The following is a 14,588-nucleotide window of genomic DNA, read 5'->3' on the forward strand; positions in this document are numbered from 1 at the left end:
GTGACGTACCGGCAGGTACTAGTGGGAGTGGCCGTGGCCGCCGTGACCGGCGTCGGCCTCTTCCTCGGCCGGCTTCTCGACGACCAGGGTCTCGGTCGTGAGCAGCAGCGACGCGATGGACGCGGCGTTCTCCAGGGCGGAGCGGGTGACCTTGACCGGGTCGATGACGCCGGCCTTGACCAGGTCGCCGTACTCGCCGGTGGCGGCGTTGAAGCCCTGGCCCTTGTCGAGCTCGGCGACCTTGGAGGTGATGACGTAACCCTCCAGGCCGGCGTTCTCGGCGATCCAGCGCAGCGGCTCGACGGCGGCGCGGCGGACGACCGCGACACCGGTGGCCTCGTCGCCGGTCTTGCCGAGGTTGCCCTCCAGGACCTTCACGGCGTGGACGAGGGAGGAGCCACCGCCGGAGACGATGCCCTCCTCGACCGCGGCGCGGGTCGCGGAGATGGCGTCCTCGAGGCGGTGCTTCTTCTCCTTGAGCTCCACCTCGGTGGCGGCGCCGACGCGGATGACGCACACGCCGCCGGCCAGCTTCGCGAGGCGCTCCTGGAGCTTCTCGCGGTCCCAGTCGGAGTCCGTGGACTCGATCTCGGCCTTGATCTGGTTGACGCGGCCCTTGACGTCCTCGGAGTTGCCCCCGCCGTCGACGATGGTCGTGTCGTCCTTGGAGACGGTGACGCGGCGCGCGGTGCCCAGCACGTCGAGACCGGCGCCGTCGAGCTTGAGGCCGACCTCCTCGGCGATGACGGTCGCACCGGTGAGGGTGGCGATGTCACCGAGCATGGCCTTGCGGCGGTCGCCGAAGCCCGGGGCCTTCACCGCGACGGCGTTGAAGGTGCCGCGGATCTTGTTGACGACGAGGGTGGAGAGCGCCTCGCCCTCGACGTCCTCGGCGATGATCAGGAGCGGCTTGGAGGCGCCGGCCTGGATGACCTTCTCCAGGAGCGGGAGCAGCTCCTGGATGGAGCCGATCTTGCCCTGGTGGATCAGGATGTACGGGTCGTCGAGGACGGCCTCCATACGCTCCTGGTCGGAGACCATGTACGGGGACAGGTAGCCCTTGTCGAAGGCCATGCCCTCGGTGAACTCCAGGTCCAGACCGAAGGTGTTGGACTCCTCGACGGTGATGACACCGTCCTTGCCGACCTTGTCCATCGCGTCCGCGATGAGCTCGCCGACCTGCGGGTCCTGCGCGGAGAGCGCGGCCACGGCGGCGATGTCGGCCTTGTCGTCGATCGGGCGCGCCGTGGAGAGGAGCTCCTCGGACACGGCCTTGACGGCGGCGTCGATGCCCTTCTTCAGGGCGGCCGGGGAGGCGCCCGCGGCGACGTTGCGCAGGCCCTCGCGGACGAGCGCCTGGGCCAGGACGGTCGCGGTGGTGGTGCCGTCACCCGCTACGTCGTTGGTCTTGGTCGCCACCTCCTTGACGAGCTGGGCGCCGAGGTTCTCGTACGGGTCGTCGAGCTCGACCTCGCGGGCGATCGTGACACCGTCGTTGGTGATGGTGGGAGCGCCGAACTTCTTGTCGATGACGACGTTGCGGCCCTTGGGGCCGATCGTCACCTTCACCGTGTCGGCAAGCTTGTTGACGCCGCGCTCAAGGGCGCGACGGGCGTCCTCGTCGAACTTCAGAATCTTCGCCATGGGCTGTGTTCCCTCTCAAAATGAACTGCGCCCCTCGCCGCCCGGCTAGTTGTTACGCAGGGGGCCAGGGGCGCAGAACACAAGCAAACGTGGGTGAATTACTTCTCGACGATCGCGAGGACGTCGCGGGCCGAGAGGACGAGGTACTCCTCGCCGTTGTACTTCACCTCGGTGCCGCCGTACTTGCTGTACAGGACGACGTCGCCGGTCTTGACGTCGAGCGGAAGCCGCTCGCCGTTCTCGAAGCGGCCCGGGCCCACGGCGAGGACGACGCCCTCCTGGGGCTTCTCCTTCGCGGTGTCCGGAATGACCAGGCCGGAAGCCGTGGTCTGCTCGGCGTCGAGCGGCTGGACCACAATGCGGTCCTCGAGCGGCTTGATCGCAACCTTGGAGCTGGTGGTCGACACGATCCGGTCTCCCCCTTCGGAGATCTCACGGGGTTTAGCAGTCAGTGGGTGGCGATCGGACCGATCCGTCGTCGCGGGTGCCGGACCTGTCCTGTCGCACAGTGTGGTGCTGGCACTCTCCAGGGGGGAGTGCCAGACCCGAGACTATGACCGCGATTAGCACTCGGTCAAGCGGAGTGCCAATTCACCACCCGCGCGCCGCCCCGGTCGGGGCCGGGGGCGACCGGACCGCCCCCTCAGACGTAGTCCTCCAGCTTCGCCACCGCGTACCCCTTGTCCGTGATGGTCTTCATGACCCGGCGGATCATGTCCGGCATCGAGCCCTTCCAGTCCTCCTTGCCGCGGAAGTGGGTGAGGACGATGTCGCCGGGGTGCAGGTCCCGGTCCCACTCACGCCATTCCATGCGGTCGGGGAAGGCCTCGGAGGACCACAGGGGCACGGCGGTGATCCCGCAGGACTTGGCGACGACGAGGGTGTCGCGGTTGTAGTTGCCGTAGGGCGGGCGGAAGAGGGTGGGCCGCTTCCCGTAGTGCTTGAGGATCTTCTCCTGCTGGCCGCAGATCTCCCGCTTCTGCTCGGCGTACGACAGTCCGGGCAGATAGCGGTGGTTGAGGGTGTGGTTGCTGATGGTCACCCCGCGCTTCTGCATCTTCTTGAAGTAGCCGTAGTCGTCGTTGATGACGTAGTCGCTGACGAACGCGCTGTACGGGATGTCCAGTTCCGTCATCATCCGCAGCAGCTCGGGGTCCTTCTCCGCCCCGTCGTCCATCGTCAGGAAGACGATCTTCTCCTTGGTCGGGACGGTGGTGAAGACGGGCGGCAGCCCCTTGTCGTCCCGGACCTCGAAGCCCTTGCGGGTGGCGATGCGCGGCTTCACCTTCGGCGGCTCGGGGGCAGCGAGCGGGGTCTTGACGAGCCCCCACTTCTTCGCCGCGACCGCCCGCGCGGCCTGCTTCTTCCTGACCGTCTCGGCGTACGAGTCCGGGGCCGGGGCGGGCCCGGCCTGCGGGGCCGCGTCGCCCGAGGGGCCGGCGGTGGGCTTCGCGGGTCCGCCGGGGGCTCCCGCGCCGCTGCCGCCCGCCTCCGCCGCGCATCCGGAGGCGACGGCGGCGGCCAGCAGGGCCGCCAGCACGACGACGCCCGACCTGTGCCGCTTCATGGCTGATTTTTCGTTTTGTCGTACTAGCTGCATGGCGCCGCATCCTGCCAGCCGTCGACCCGCGCGCCGTTTCGACACCGCGAGCGGACGCGCCCCGTCCCCCGGGCGGCCCACACCGGCGCACCGGCCACAATGGACCGGGTGAACGCAACAACCCCCTCCGCCTCCTCGGCCGACGACCCCGCCCGCGCCGCCTTCGCCGCGCTGCGCACCCCCGAGGGCGGGCAGCTGCTGGCCGAGCTGCGCGACCACGACCCCGCCGACGAGCTGGCCACCGCGACCCGGCTGCGCCGCACGCACCCGGCGGAGCTGGTGTCGGCGGCCCTGGGCCAGGCCCGGCTGCGGCAGCGGGCGGCCGCGAAGTTCGGGGCCGAGGACGCGTACCGGATGTACTTCACGCCCAACGGGGTCGAGCAGGCCACCCGCACCTCGGTGGCGGAACACCGTGCCGACCGCCTCGCCGCGCTCGGCGTACGGAGCGTGGCGGACCTGTGCTGCGGCATCGGCGGTGACGCGATCGCCCTGGCCCGCGCCGGGATCGCCGTACTCGCCGTGGACCGCGACCCGCTGACCGCCGAGGTGGCCCGCGCCAACGCGGAAGCGCTGGGGCTCGGGGACCTGATCGAGGTCCGGTGCGCCGATGTCACGGAGATCGACACCTCCCCGTACGACGCGGTCTTCGTCGACCCGGCCCGGCGCGGCGGCCGGGGGCGCATCTTCGACCCGGAGGCGTACTCACCGCCCCTCTCCTGGGCGACGGCCGCCGCGCTGAAGGCCCCCAGGGCGGCGCTGAAGATCGCCCCCGGCATCCCGCACGAGGCGATCGGCCCGGAGGCGGAGGCCGAGTGGATCTCGGACGGCGGGGACGTGAAGGAGGCGGTGCTCTGGTACGGGGAGGGCTTCGCGCCCGGTGCGTTCCGGGCCACGCTGCTGCCGTCCGGGGCGACCCTGACCGCCCCGGCCCCGCTGCCGGCCCCGCCGGTGGGCCCGGTCGGGCGCTATCTGTACGAGCCGGACGGCGCGGTGATCCGGGCGCATCTGGTCGCCGACCTCGTGGAGCGGTGCGACGGACGGCTGGTGGACGAGACGATCGCGTACATCACGAGCGACGTGCCGTACTCCTCCCCGTACGTCTCCGGGTACGAGATCACCGATCAGCTGCCGTTCAACATGAAGAGGCTGAAGGCGCTGCTGCGGGAACGTCAGGTCGGCGTGCTGACCGTCAAGAAGCGCGGCTCGCCGGTCGAACCGGAGGAGCTGCGCCGCCGGATGAAGCTGAGCGGGCCGGGCTCGGCGACGGTGTTCCTGACCCGGGTGGCGGGGGCGCCGACGATGCTGATCGGCCACCCGCTGGGGTGAGCCGGGCGCTTCGACCGCCGTCCGGCGGGCCCACCCGGCCCGTCCGGCGTTTGAGGACGGAACCGTCGAGCACGTTCTCGGGTGCGGACGAGGGTCTCCCCTGCCACAGGGCCCGTAAGGGGCTGCCGACCAGGCGAAGGGTTCCGTCCTCAAACGCCGGACGGGCTCGATCAGCGGTGGCCGGGCCCGCCGGTGCGGACGAAGGGCGGGCGTCCGGCCTCGGGCTCCCGCGCGGCCGCCGGCCCCGCGCCCCCGGGCCCGGGCCGAGCCCCGGGCCCGGACCCGGCTCCCGCACCCACCAGGACGCGCAGCACCCAACGGCGGTGCGCCAGGGCCTTCGTGGCGCCGATCAGCGCGGTCAGCCAGGCGACCATGCCGACGCCCATCACCAGGGCGACCAGCCCGTACGTCTCCCGGCCCGGCCGCGCGCTCGCGGGTCCGATGACGCAGAGGGCGAGCCCGACGGCGCCCAGGGCGAACGACAGCAGCAGCCAGGTGAGGCTCGTCCCGGGCATCCTCAGCCGCCGGTCGCGCTCCGGGTCGCGGTCCAGCGCGCCCCAGGCGTCGAGCAGCGAACGGACCTCGCGGTCCCGGGAGATGCCCAGGCAGACGAAGGCGACGGCCGGGATCAGGACCGCCGCGCCGATGACCAGACTGACGATTCCGGCGATGCCGCTGAAGAAGTCGGACGCCTGCTCGAACATGACGAGTGCCGAGCCCACCAGGCTCCAGCCGATCGCGACGAGCGCGGCCCACATCACCAGCAGCCCGAGCCGCCCAGGACCCACGTGCATCTTCACCAACTCGCCCAGGACCACCGCCCGGTCGGCGAGCATCGCCTCGCGGTCGGGCCAGGAGCGGATCTCGACGGGCGGCGGAGGCGGCGGCATCGGGGCACGGCGTGGCATGCGCAGAACACTACCGATGCGGCCTCAGGGGTCCGCGTTCAGGACACTACCGATGCGGCCCCGGGGCCGGACTGCCGGTCAGGCGTCGCGCAGGGCCTGGATGTCCAGCTTCCCCATGCCGAGCATCGCCTTCATGGCGCGGCCCGCCTTGGCCGGGTCCAGGTCGGCCAGCAGGCGCGGCAGTTCGTTCGGCACGATCTGCCAGGACACCCCGAACTTGTCCTTGAGCCAGCCGCACCGGCCCTCCTCGCCGCCCTCCGAGAGCGCGTCCCAGAACCGGTCCACCTCAGCCTGGTCGGCGCAGTCGACGGAGAGCGAGATCGCCTCGGTGAAGGGGAACTGCGGGCCGCCGTTGAGCCCCATGTAGTCCTGCCCCGCGAGCCGGAAGCCGACGGTGAGCACCGAGCCCTTCCGGCCGGGCGCCTCGTCGCCGTAGTAGGTGACGTCCAGGATCCGGGAGTCACCGCCGAAGATCGCGACGTAGTGCTCGGCCGCCTCCTCGGCCTGACCGTCGAACCAGAGACACGGGGTGATCTTCTGCATGGCCTTCACCTCTTCGGGCCGTCCACACATCCGGGCCGGGCGGTCCGGACGTCGTGGAAGGTAGACCGGGCCCGCCCCCGGAACTCATCGGACACGCGACGGGTCCCCGCGCCTCACCCCACCGCTTCGAACCGCCACCGGTGCACGGCCCGGGTGATCAGGGCGGCGTCGGGCTCGGGGAGTTCGGGGAGGTCGTCACCGTACGAGGCGTCCTGCCACCACGTCATCACCAGCACCCGGTCCTGCGGGGCGCGCAGCAGTTCGGTGCGGTGCGGCGCGCGGGCCAGCTCGGCGGCCCGGGCACGGGCCCACTCCAGAAGCTCGCCGCCACGGCCCTCCACGGCCCGGGCCTCCCACATCAGGACGATGGTCGCGCCGCTCATGAGTACAGGTTGTCCTTGCTGATCTCGTGCACGTGATCGTGGTTGTGGGAGTGCGAGTGGGTGTGCTCATGGTGGACCCCCGGCACGTGCGGCTCCGTGACCGGCAGCGAGGAGTCGGCCGACAGCTCCAGGTCGGAGGGGAGCCGGTTGCGGGCGACCATCTCCGCGCCGAGGGCCGCGACCATCGCGCCGTTGTCGGTGCAGAGCCCGGGTCGCGGCACCCGCAGCCGGATGCCGGCCCGCTCGCACCGCTCCTGGGCCAGGGCGCGCAGCCGGGAGTTGGCCGCGACGCCGCCGCCGATCATCAGGTGGTCGACGCCCTCGTCCTTGCAGGCCCGCACCGCCTTTCGCGTGAGCACGTCCACCACGGCCTCCTGGAAGGACGCCGCCACATCCCGTACGGGCACCTCCTCGCCCGCCGCGCGCTTCGCCTCGATCCAGCGGGCCACCGAGGTCTTCAGCCCGGAGAAGGAGAAGTCGTACGGGGCGTCGCGCGGGCCGGTCAGACCGCGCGGGAAGGCGATCGACGCCGGGTCGCCCTCCTTCGCGAGCCGGTCGATGACGGGGCCGCCGGGGAAGCCGAGATTCAGCACCCGGGCGATCTTGTCGAAGGCCTCGCCCGCCGCGTCGTCGATCGTCGCGCCGAGCGGCCGGACGTCACTGGTGATGTCGGGCGCCAGCAGGAGCGAAGAGTGGCCCCCGCTGACGAGCAGGGCCATCGTCGGCTCGGGCAGCGGCCCGTGCTCCAGCTGGTCGACGCAGATGTGCGAGGCGAGGTGGTTGACCCCGTAGAGCGGCTTGCCCAGCGCGTACGCGTACGCCTTCGCGGCCGAGACGCCGACCAGCAGCGCGCCCGCGAGTCCGGGGCCCGAGGTGACGGCGATCCCGTCGAGGTCGCGGGCGCTGACGCCCGCTTCCTTCAGGGCGCGCTCGATGGTGGGGACCATCGCCTCCAGGTGGGCGCGCGATGCGATCTCCGGGACGACGCCGCCGAAGCGGGCGTGGGTGTCGACGCTGGAGGCGACGGCGTCGGCGAGCAGGGTCGTGCCGCGCACGATGCCGACGCCGGTCTCGTCGCAGGAGGTCTCGATGCCGAGTACGAGGGGTTCGTCGGCAGCCATCATTCAGTCCCGTTCTCCGTTGCGTCTTCGTGCAGGGTGAGGCGCATGACCAGGGCGTCGATGTTCCCCGGCTGGTAGTAGCCGCGCCGGAAGCCGATCGGCTCGAAGCCGAAGCGCTCGTACAGCTTCTGCGCCCGGGTGTTGTCGACCCGGACCTCCAGCAGCACGGTGGCGCACTCGAAGGCGGTCGCGGCCTTCAGCAGATCGGTGAGGAGTTCGGAGCCGAGGCCGGTGCCCCAGGTCTCGCGGCTGACCGCGATGGTCTGGACGTCGGAGAGGTCGCCGAGGGCGGCGAGCCCCGCGTACCCGACGATCCGGCCGGTGGCGGGGACCTCGGCCACGACGTAGTGGCGGGTGGCGCCGGGGCCGCGGGCGTGGGCCAGCTCGGACCAGAACATGCCGGGCGACCAGGCGTCGTCCGGAAACAGCGCGTGTTCGAGCTCCAGCACCGGTTCGATGTCCCACCAGCGCATCTCGCGCAGTACGGCGGTGGTGGCGCTCACTTGGGGGTGACCACCTTGTAGTTCTTCGGGACCTGGGCGTCGGGCCGGCGCAGATAGAGCGGCTGCGGCTCCAGCAGTTCCTGTCCGGCGGCGAGACGTTCGGCGGCGAGGGCGGCCAGCGCGGCCGCCGCTACGTGCTCGGGGCCGCGCGCGTCCGGGAAGGCGTCCGGGTAGAGGGCCGCGCCCGCGCCGACCACGGGGAGCCCGGCCAGCGCCTCGGCGATGTCGGCGGGCCGGTCGACGGCGGGTTCGCCCGTACGGGTGCGGGGGTCCTCGTACCGCGCCCAGTACACCTCCTTGCGGCGGGCGTCCGTGGCCACGGCGAAGGGCCCTTCAAGACCGGCCTCCCCCGCGGCGTACGCGAGCCCGTCCAGGGTGCACAGGCCGTGGACCGGTACGGAGAGGACGGAACCGAAGGTGGCGGCGGTGACCAGGCCGACCCGCAGGCCGGTGTACGGGCCGGGGCCGACGCCCACGACCACGCCCGTCACGGCGTCGAGCTTCGTCCCTGCCTCGGCGAGGACCCGGTCGACGGCGGGGAGCAGCAGCTCCCCGTGCCGACGGGCGTCGACCTGCCCGGAGGAGGCGATGACGGACGTACCGTCGTGCAGGGCGACGGTGACGGCGGGCGTGGCGGTATCCATGGCGAGCAAGAGCACGCAAACAGCCTACGGCTCCGCCGACGGCGTTACGGCGTCCCGTACGGCGTCCCGGTCCGCACCGCCTCTGCTGCTACCGTCACCGGGTATCCGCGGGTACGACGTAAACGCTTGTACGACATGCGGCAACTGGCAGTCGAAAGGGGAGCTCACGGTGGCAAGGGGAAGCTCGGGAATCGTGGCCGGGCTCACTGCGGCGGCGGTCGCCGCGGTCGCCTTCCTCGCTTACCAGGCCTCGGCGAACGCCCCCGGCTCGGTGGCCTCCACGCCCGGCGCGAAGGCCTCCGCCTCGGCGTCGGCGCAGCCCTCCGCGAAGCCGAAGCCCCCGGCCGACCCGCTGGCGGTCCCGGCCTCCTCCGGCAAGGGCGAGCGCGTCGTGTACGCGCTGAAGGACCGCCGGGTGTGGCTGGTCAACGAGGACGAGAAGTCGATCCGGACCTTCACGGTCATGCCGAGCCCCGTCAGCCCGCCGCCCGGCGTCCACCGGGTCACCTCGCGCTCGGGCACGGTCCAGGGCTCGGACGGCGTCCCGATCGAGCACGTGGTCCGCTTCGCGAACGTGGACGAGGTGGCGATCGGCTTCAGCGCCGCGCAGGACGGCTCGATGGCCAGCCCGGACCCGACGTCGAAGACCGGCGGCGTGCGGATGAAGCGCGCGGACGGCAACGCGATGTGGACCTTCGCGACGGTCGGCGCGAAGGTCGTCGTCGTCCCGTAGGGCTGGTGACCGGGCGCTATGCGGCGTGGCGCCGGACGGCGTCCGTGTGGCCGCCGCCCCCGTCCCGGTCCGCCGCGCCGGTGGCTTCACCGGCCTCCGTGGTGTCGCTCGGCGGGGTGGAGACCGCGGTGGCCGCGGCGCACGAGGCCAGCAGGTCTTTCATCGACAGGGCGGACGGAGTCGGTCGCGGCTGCGGTCGCGCTGCGCGCTCGGGCGTCGGCATGGATGCCTCCTGGGTGCTCCGGTGGAGGGCGAGGTTAGGTAGACCTAACCACGTCTCGTACCCATGTGACCACGACCACGGTCCCCCGCGCAACAATTTACCGACGCCCTGTCGGGAAGGCCACACCCGCGGACCTTCCCGCGGGCTGTTCTTCCCGGGGGCGTTACGCCAGCTCCTCCCGCAGCCCCGCCCAGCGCGCCCCGATGCCGACCAGGGTCACCTCGCGCCGCTCGTCGTCGGTGTCGCCGGTGGCGCGGTCGATGAGGACCCGCAGCCGGTCCTCCGAGAGCTCCTCGACCTTGCCGTCGCCCCACTCAACGACCACCACCGACTCCGGCAGCGACACGTCCAGGTCCAGGTCCTCCATCTCGTCGAGCCCGCCGCCCAGGCGGTACGCGTCGACGTGGACCAGGGCGGGGCCCTCGACCAGGGAGGGGTGGACGCGGGCGATGACGAAGGTGGGCGAGGTGACCGCGCCGCGTACGCCGAGGCCCTCGCCGAGGCCCCGGGTCAGCGTCGTCTTCCCGGCGCCCAGCTCGCCCGTGAGCATCACCAGGTCGCCGGGGGCCAGCACACGGGCGAGGCGGCGGCCCAGGTCCTGCATCTGTTCGGGGGAGGTGACGGTGAGCGTCACGGCGACGGCCTCGGGTACGGCCCCGGCGGGGCCGGGGAAGGCCTCCTCGGCGGTCTCCGGTGCGGTCTCAGCGGCCGGGCTGTTGTGCGGTGCTTCCATGTCCGCCAACGTTAGCGGCCGGCACCGTGCCGCTGCGTACGAGCAGGTCGGCCAGCCGGTCCGTGACGGTCTCCGGGTGCTCCAGCATCACCAGGTGCCCGGCGTCCGGCACGATCACCAGCTCGGCGTCGGGCAGGATGTCCGCGATGGCCTCGCTGTGCGGGCTGGGCGTCACCAGGTCCTTGTCGCCGGCCAGGATCAGCACGGGCACGTCCCGGAAGGCGGGCAGCGCGCCGCTCTTGTCGTGCTCGGTGAACGCCGGGTAGAACTCGGCGACCACGTCGATCGGGGTGGACTCGATCAGCCGTTCCGCGAACCGGGAGACGGCCGGGTCGACGTCCCGCGAACCGAACGAGTACCGCTTGATCAGCCCGGCGAAGAGGTCCGCCGTGGCCCGCCGCCCCTTCTCCACCAGCTCCGCCTGCGACCCGAGCGCCTTCAGCACGCCCGGCAGCACCCGGCGCACCGCGTTCACGCCCGCCACCGGCAGCCCGAAGTTGACCTCGCCGAGCTTGCCGCTGGAGGTTCCCACCAGGGCGACGGCGGCGACCCGGTCCCGGATCAGGGCCGGGTACTGGTCGGCCAGCGCCATCATCGTCATGCCGCCCATGGAGTGCCCGGCCAGCACGAGCGGACCCTCGGGGGCCGCCGCGTCGATGACCGCCTTCAGGTCCCGGCCGAGCTGGTCGATGCCGACCGGCACCCCGTCCGCCTGGGCCCGGCCACGCTCGGAGCGGCCGTGGCTGCGCTGGTCCCAGTAGACGGCGCGGACGAGGCCGCGCAGGGCGGCCCGCTGGAAGTGCCAGGAGTCCTGGCCGAGGCAGTAGCCGTGGCTGAAGACGACGGTGACCGGGGCGGGGGCCTTTCGGCCGAAGAGACGACGGCGGCGGCCCGCGGGCCCGGCCGGGCCCTCCTCGCCGTCGGCCTCCACCTCGTCGACCTCGTAGTACAGCTCGGTGCCGTCGTCGGCGGCGGCCCGGCCCGGCGTGCCGCGCAGCGAGCCGTAGGGCCCGGTCGCGTCCAGCGCGAGGCGGGCCTTCTTGCGCATGCCGCGCCCGACGGTGAGCCGCTCGACGGCGACCCCGGCCGCCGCGCCGGCGGCGAGCACCCCTATCGCGGCCCCGGCGATCCCGGCGCGCCGCCAGCCCGCCGCACCGGCCGCACCGGCCGCGCCTGCCACGTTCGCGGTCGCGGCCACCACGGCCTCCGCGCTGCTCTCGCTCACTGCGCCGCGCCCCCGGTCAGCTCGTCGGCCGTCTCGTTCACGTACACCCGGGGCACGCGCGCGCCGATGCGGGTGACGATCTCGTACGCGATGGTGTCGGCCGCCTCCGCCCAGTCCTGCGCGGTCGGCTCGCCCCGGTCGCCCGGCCCGAACAGCACCGCTTCCGCGCCCGCCTCGGGCCGGTCGCCTCCGAGGTCGACGACGAACTGGTCCATGGCGACCCGGCCCGCGACCCTGCGCACCTTCCCGTCGACCAGGACGGGTCCGCTGCCCGACGCGTGGCGCGGGACGCCGTCCGCGTAACCGACCGGGATCAGGCCGAGGGTGGTGTTGGCGGACGTCGTGTAGTGGTGGCCGTAGCTGACGCCGTGTCCGGCCGGGGCGTCCTTGACCAGGGCGACGGCGGCGGCGAGCGTCATCACGGGGCGCAGCCCCAGTTCGGCGGATGTGCCCAGTTCGGGGGCGGGCGAGATGCCGTACATCGCGATGCCGGTCCGTACGAGGTCGAAGTGCGCCTCGGGGATCGTGAGCGTGGCCGGGGAGTTGGCAAGGTGCCGCACCTCGGGCTCCACGCCCTCCTTCTCGGCGTACGCCACCAGGTCGCGGTAGACGGCGAGCTGGGCGGCGATCGAGGGGTGGCCGGGCTCGTCGGCGCAGGCGAAGTGGGACCAGAGTCCGGTGATCCGGAGGTGCCCGGCCCGTTCGGCGTCGCGGGCCGCGCCGACCAGTTCGGGCCAGTCGGCCGGCTGGCAGCCGCCCCGGCCGAGGCCGGTGTCTGCCTTGAGCTGGACGCGGGCCGGGCGGCCCGCGGCCTCGGCGGCGGCGACGACCTCGCGCAGCGCCCACATCCCGCCGGCCGATACGTCGATGTCGGCCTCGATGGCCTCGCGCCAGGGCCCACCGGGCGTCCACAGCCAGCACATGATCCGGCCGTCGAGTCCGGCCGCCCGCAGGGCGAGCGCCTCGTGCGGGGTCGCGGTGCCGAGCCAGGTCGCCCCGGCCTCCCGGGCGGCCCTGGCGCAGGGCACCGCGCCGTGCCCGTACCCGTCGGACTTCACCACGGCCATGAGCTGCGCACCGGCCGCCCGCTCGCGCAGGACGCGCACATTGGCGCGCAGCGCGGCGAGGTCGATCTCGGCACGGGCTCTCAGGGACGCTGTCTCGTTCATCGCGCCCAGTCTCTCAGAGGCGTCCGCCGCCTCCCCGGCTGCGCACGCCGGTATCCGGACTTATGTACGTTTCATCACATGCCCCGGGGCCAGAGCCGGTCGACCAGCACCCGGGTGCCGTCTCCGTCCTCGACCGGGTCGTAGGCCCTGCGTACGCGTACGGATTCGCTCACGTTCTCCACGATCGCCCCGGCTCACCCCGCCCGCACGTCGCGCCAGGCAGCCGGGATGCCGTCCGCGACGTCCTGCGCGGAGACCGGGGCCCCGTCCGAGCCGTGCCGAGCGGCGAGCCCGTGCAGGTACGCGCCGACGGACGCGGCGTCGCGCGGGGCGAGCCCGGCCGCGAGCAGGGAGCCCGTCAGCCCGGAGAGCACGTCACCGCTGCCCGCCGTGGCGAGCCAGGCCGTCCCGGTGGGGTTGACCCGTACGGGGGTGTCGCGGGCCTCCGCGATCAGGGTCGTGGAGCCCTTGAGGAGCACGGTGGCGCGGTAGCGAGCGGCCAGCTCGCGGACGGCGGTGAGCCGCCCGGACTCGACCTCCTCGCGGGCCGTGCCGAGCAGGGCGGCGGCCTCCCCGGCATGCGGGGTGAGGACGGTCGGGGCGGTCCGGGTCCGTACGGTCTCCGCGTCCAGCAGCCGCAGCCCGTCCGCGTCGACCAGTACGGGGACGTCGGCGGCCAGCACATCGGCGACGGCCGCCTCCGCCTGCCGCCCGTCCCCCAGCCCCGGCCCGACCACCCAGGCCTGCACCCGCCCCGCCTTCGACGGCGGCCCGGCGTGCACCAGCGCCTCGGGGAACCGGGCGATCACCGCGTCCGCGCCCGGTCCGACGTACCGCACGGCCCCGGCCCCGCCGCGCAGCGCGCCCGCGACGGCGAGAACGGCGGCGCCCGGGTACCGCTCGGACCCGGCGACGACGCCGACGACCCCGCGCCGGTACTTGTCGCTCTCCGCGCCCGGCACGGGCAGCAGCGCGGCCACGTCCGCGTACTGGAGCGCCTCCAGGTCCGGCGGCTCGGGCAGGTCCGGGCCGAGCCCGATGTCCACCAGCCGCAGGGCCCCGGCGTGTTCGGCGGCCGGGTCGATCAGGAGGCCCGGCTTGTACGTGCCGAAGGTGACGGTCGCGTCCGCCCGGACGGCCTCGCCGTGCACCTCCCCGGTGTCGGCCTCCACCCCGCTCGGCAGGTCGACGGCGATGACGGGGGTACGGTCCCGGGTCACCGTGTGCAGCAGCTCGGTGGCGTCCTCGCGGAGCCCGCCGCGTCCGCCGATCCCGGTGATGCCGTCGACGACGAGGTCGAGCACGCCGAGCCCGTCCGGCCCGCCGGCGACCTGTCCGCCGGCGGCGCGGAACGCGGCGAGCCCGCCGGGGTGGGCCCGGTCGGGGGCGAGCAGCAGGGCCCGCACGCCCGCGCCGCGGCGGGCCAGGCGGGCGCCGGCGTACAACGCGTCGCCGCCGTTGTCGCCGCTGCCGACCAGGAGCAGGACCCGGGCCCCGTACACCCGCCCGTTGCGCCGCAGCAGATCGCCGCAGGCCACGGCGAGCCCGGCGGCGGCGCGCTGCATCAGGGCGCCCTCGGGCAGGCGTTGCATGAGGGCGGCCTCGGCGGCCCGTACGGTCTCCACGCTGTAGGCACGTCGCATGGGTCCAACCCTCCGCGATCACGGGGCCGGACGCCAGCGTCGCGGGGCGTGGCGGGTTCATCCGGGCGGGCGCTCACCCCGGCGCGAGGGCCGCGACGCAAGGGCCGCGACGCGAGGACTCCGGCGCGAGGGCCGCCACGCAAGGACCCCAGCGCGAGGGCCGCGACGCGAGAACCCCAGCGCGAGGACC

Annotated in this window: 16 protein-coding genes and 1 pseudogene; 2 read left to right on the forward strand and 15 right to left on the reverse strand. The window is 73.4% G+C overall.

Annotated elements, in window-relative coordinates; all coding sequences use genetic code 11:
• Positions 1-18 precede the first annotated feature (18 nt).
• The 3 genes from groL to ACFWM7_RS13700 form a co-directional block, all read right to left on the reverse strand.
• Positions 19-1,644 (reverse strand): chaperonin GroEL, encoded by a 1,626-nt coding sequence (gene groL, locus ACFWM7_RS13690; protein WP_383259670.1) that lies wholly within the window; start codon positions 1,642-1,644, stop codon positions 19-21.
• Between the two features lie 98 nt (positions 1,645-1,742).
• Positions 1,743-2,051, reverse strand: coding sequence for a co-chaperone GroES (groES, locus tag ACFWM7_RS13695; protein ID WP_003966899.1), 309 nt, complete (start codon positions 2,049-2,051; stop codon positions 1,743-1,745).
• A 236-nt stretch (positions 2,052-2,287) separates the two neighbouring features.
• Positions 2,288-3,211, reverse strand: a complete 924-nt coding sequence (locus ACFWM7_RS13700; RefSeq protein ID WP_383259672.1) for a polysaccharide deacetylase family protein — start codon at positions 3,209-3,211, stop codon at positions 2,288-2,290.
• A 132-nt stretch (positions 3,212-3,343) separates the two neighbouring features.
• Here ACFWM7_RS13700 and ACFWM7_RS13705 point away from each other — a divergent pair, with 132 nt between their 5' ends.
• Entirely contained in the window at positions 3,344-4,570 is a 1,227-nt protein-coding gene (locus tag ACFWM7_RS13705; RefSeq protein WP_383259675.1) for a methyltransferase domain-containing protein, read from the forward strand.
• Positions 4,571-4,740: 170 nt separating this feature from the next.
• Here ACFWM7_RS13705 and ACFWM7_RS13710 read toward each other — a convergent pair whose 3' ends face one another.
• From ACFWM7_RS13710 to tsaB, 6 genes are all read right to left on the reverse strand, one after another.
• Positions 4,741-5,478, reverse strand: a complete 738-nt coding sequence (locus tag ACFWM7_RS13710) for a hypothetical protein (protein ID WP_383259679.1) — start codon at positions 5,476-5,478, stop codon at positions 4,741-4,743.
• A 78-nt stretch (positions 5,479-5,556) separates the two neighbouring features.
• Entirely contained in the window at positions 5,557-6,021 is a 465-nt protein-coding gene (locus tag ACFWM7_RS13715; protein WP_383259682.1) for a VOC family protein, read from the reverse strand.
• A gap of 113 nt (positions 6,022-6,134) precedes the next feature.
• Positions 6,135-6,404, reverse strand: a complete 270-nt coding sequence (locus tag ACFWM7_RS13720; RefSeq protein WP_383259686.1) for a hypothetical protein — start codon at positions 6,402-6,404, stop codon at positions 6,135-6,137.
• Positions 6,401-7,525 carry a tRNA (adenosine(37)-N6)-threonylcarbamoyltransferase complex transferase subunit TsaD gene (gene tsaD / locus ACFWM7_RS13725; protein WP_383259689.1) on the reverse strand — a complete coding sequence of 375 codons (1,125 nt, stop codon included), beginning with the start codon at positions 7,523-7,525 and terminating at the stop codon, positions 6,401-6,403. Before tsaD ends, ACFWM7_RS13720 begins: the two co-directional genes overlap by 4 nt.
• Entirely contained in the window at positions 7,525-8,028 is a 504-nt protein-coding gene (gene rimI / locus ACFWM7_RS13730; protein ID WP_383259695.1) for a ribosomal protein S18-alanine N-acetyltransferase, read from the reverse strand. Before rimI ends, tsaD begins: the two co-directional genes overlap by 1 nt.
• On the reverse strand, positions 8,025-8,672 hold the full coding sequence (gene tsaB / locus ACFWM7_RS13735) for a tRNA (adenosine(37)-N6)-threonylcarbamoyltransferase complex dimerization subunit type 1 TsaB (RefSeq protein ID WP_383259771.1): 648 nt from the start codon (positions 8,670-8,672) through the stop codon (positions 8,025-8,027). The genes rimI and tsaB overlap by 4 nt, the downstream gene beginning before the upstream one ends.
• Before the next feature lie 193 nt (positions 8,673-8,865).
• Here tsaB and ACFWM7_RS13740 point away from each other — a divergent pair, with 193 nt between their 5' ends.
• The gene (locus ACFWM7_RS13740) at positions 8,866-9,405 is read left to right on the forward strand and encodes a hypothetical protein (protein WP_383259700.1); all 540 of its coding nucleotides are present in this window, start codon (positions 8,866-8,868) and stop codon (positions 9,403-9,405) included.
• A gap of 16 nt (positions 9,406-9,421) precedes the next feature.
• On the opposite strand, the gene ACFWM7_RS13745 is transcribed toward ACFWM7_RS13740, so the two are convergent.
• The 6 genes and pseudogenes from ACFWM7_RS13745 to ACFWM7_RS13770 all read right to left on the reverse strand — a co-directional run bounded on the left by ACFWM7_RS13745 (position 9,422) and on the right by ACFWM7_RS13770 (position 14,398).
• Positions 9,422-9,628, reverse strand: a complete 207-nt coding sequence (locus ACFWM7_RS13745) for a hypothetical protein (protein ID WP_383259706.1) — start codon at positions 9,626-9,628, stop codon at positions 9,422-9,424.
• Positions 9,629-9,791: 163 nt separating this feature from the next.
• On the reverse strand, positions 9,792-10,361 hold the full coding sequence (gene tsaE / locus ACFWM7_RS13750; RefSeq protein ID WP_383259709.1) for a tRNA (adenosine(37)-N6)-threonylcarbamoyltransferase complex ATPase subunit type 1 TsaE: 570 nt from the start codon (positions 10,359-10,361) through the stop codon (positions 9,792-9,794).
• Positions 10,330-11,586, reverse strand: coding sequence for an alpha/beta fold hydrolase (locus ACFWM7_RS13755; protein WP_383259712.1), 1,257 nt, complete (start codon positions 11,584-11,586; stop codon positions 10,330-10,332). The genes tsaE and ACFWM7_RS13755 overlap by 32 nt, the downstream gene beginning before the upstream one ends.
• Entirely contained in the window at positions 11,583-12,755 is a 1,173-nt protein-coding gene (gene alr / locus ACFWM7_RS13760) for an alanine racemase (RefSeq protein WP_383259714.1), read from the reverse strand. The genes ACFWM7_RS13755 and alr overlap by 4 nt, the downstream gene beginning before the upstream one ends.
• Before the next feature lie 77 nt (positions 12,756-12,832).
• Positions 12,833-12,928: pseudogene (locus ACFWM7_RS13765) on the reverse strand (DUF488 family protein); the annotation flags it as partial.
• A 21-nt stretch (positions 12,929-12,949) separates the two neighbouring features.
• Entirely contained in the window at positions 12,950-14,398 is a 1,449-nt protein-coding gene (locus ACFWM7_RS13770; protein WP_383259718.1) for an NAD(P)H-hydrate dehydratase, read from the reverse strand.
• Positions 14,399-14,588 lie beyond the last annotated feature (190 nt).

This window comes from Streptomyces sp. NPDC058375 (genome assembly GCF_042723425.1).
In the GTDB taxonomy this organism is placed as follows: domain Bacteria; phylum Actinomycetota; class Actinomycetes; order Streptomycetales; family Streptomycetaceae; genus Streptomyces; species Streptomyces durocortorensis.

Excerpts from the sequence above, each read along its gene's own strand:
- groL (WP_383259670.1), bottom strand. The coding sequence starts at position 1,644 with ATGGCGAAGATTCTGAAGTTCGACGAGGACGCCCGTCGCGCCCTTGAG.
- ACFWM7_RS13700 (WP_383259672.1), bottom strand. The coding sequence starts at position 3,211 with ATGAAGCGGCACAGGTCGGGCGTCGTCGTGCTGGCGGCCCTGCTGGCC.
- ACFWM7_RS13705 (WP_383259675.1), top strand. The coding sequence starts at position 3,344 with ATGGACCGGGTGAACGCAACAACCCCCTCCGCCTCCTCGGCCGACGAC.
- ACFWM7_RS13710 (WP_383259679.1), bottom strand. The coding sequence starts at position 5,478 with ATGCCACGCCGTGCCCCGATGCCGCCGCCTCCGCCGCCCGTCGAGATC.
- ACFWM7_RS13715 (WP_383259682.1), bottom strand. The coding sequence starts at position 6,021 with ATGCAGAAGATCACCCCGTGTCTCTGGTTCGACGGTCAGGCCGAGGAG.
- ACFWM7_RS13720 (WP_383259686.1), bottom strand. The coding sequence starts at position 6,404 with ATGAGCGGCGCGACCATCGTCCTGATGTGGGAGGCCCGGGCCGTGGAG.
- tsaD (WP_383259689.1), bottom strand. The coding sequence starts at position 7,525 with ATGGCTGCCGACGAACCCCTCGTACTCGGCATCGAGACCTCCTGCGAC.
- tsaB (WP_383259771.1), bottom strand. The coding sequence starts at position 8,672 with ATGGATACCGCCACGCCCGCCGTCACCGTCGCCCTGCACGACGGTACG.
- ACFWM7_RS13745 (WP_383259706.1), bottom strand. The coding sequence starts at position 9,628 with ATGCCGACGCCCGAGCGCGCAGCGCGACCGCAGCCGCGACCGACTCCG.
- tsaE (WP_383259709.1), bottom strand. The coding sequence starts at position 10,361 with ATGGAAGCACCGCACAACAGCCCGGCCGCTGAGACCGCACCGGAGACC.
- alr (WP_383259714.1), bottom strand. The coding sequence starts at position 12,755 with ATGAACGAGACAGCGTCCCTGAGAGCCCGTGCCGAGATCGACCTCGCC.
- ACFWM7_RS13770 (WP_383259718.1), bottom strand. The coding sequence starts at position 14,398 with ATGCGACGTGCCTACAGCGTGGAGACCGTACGGGCCGCCGAGGCCGCC.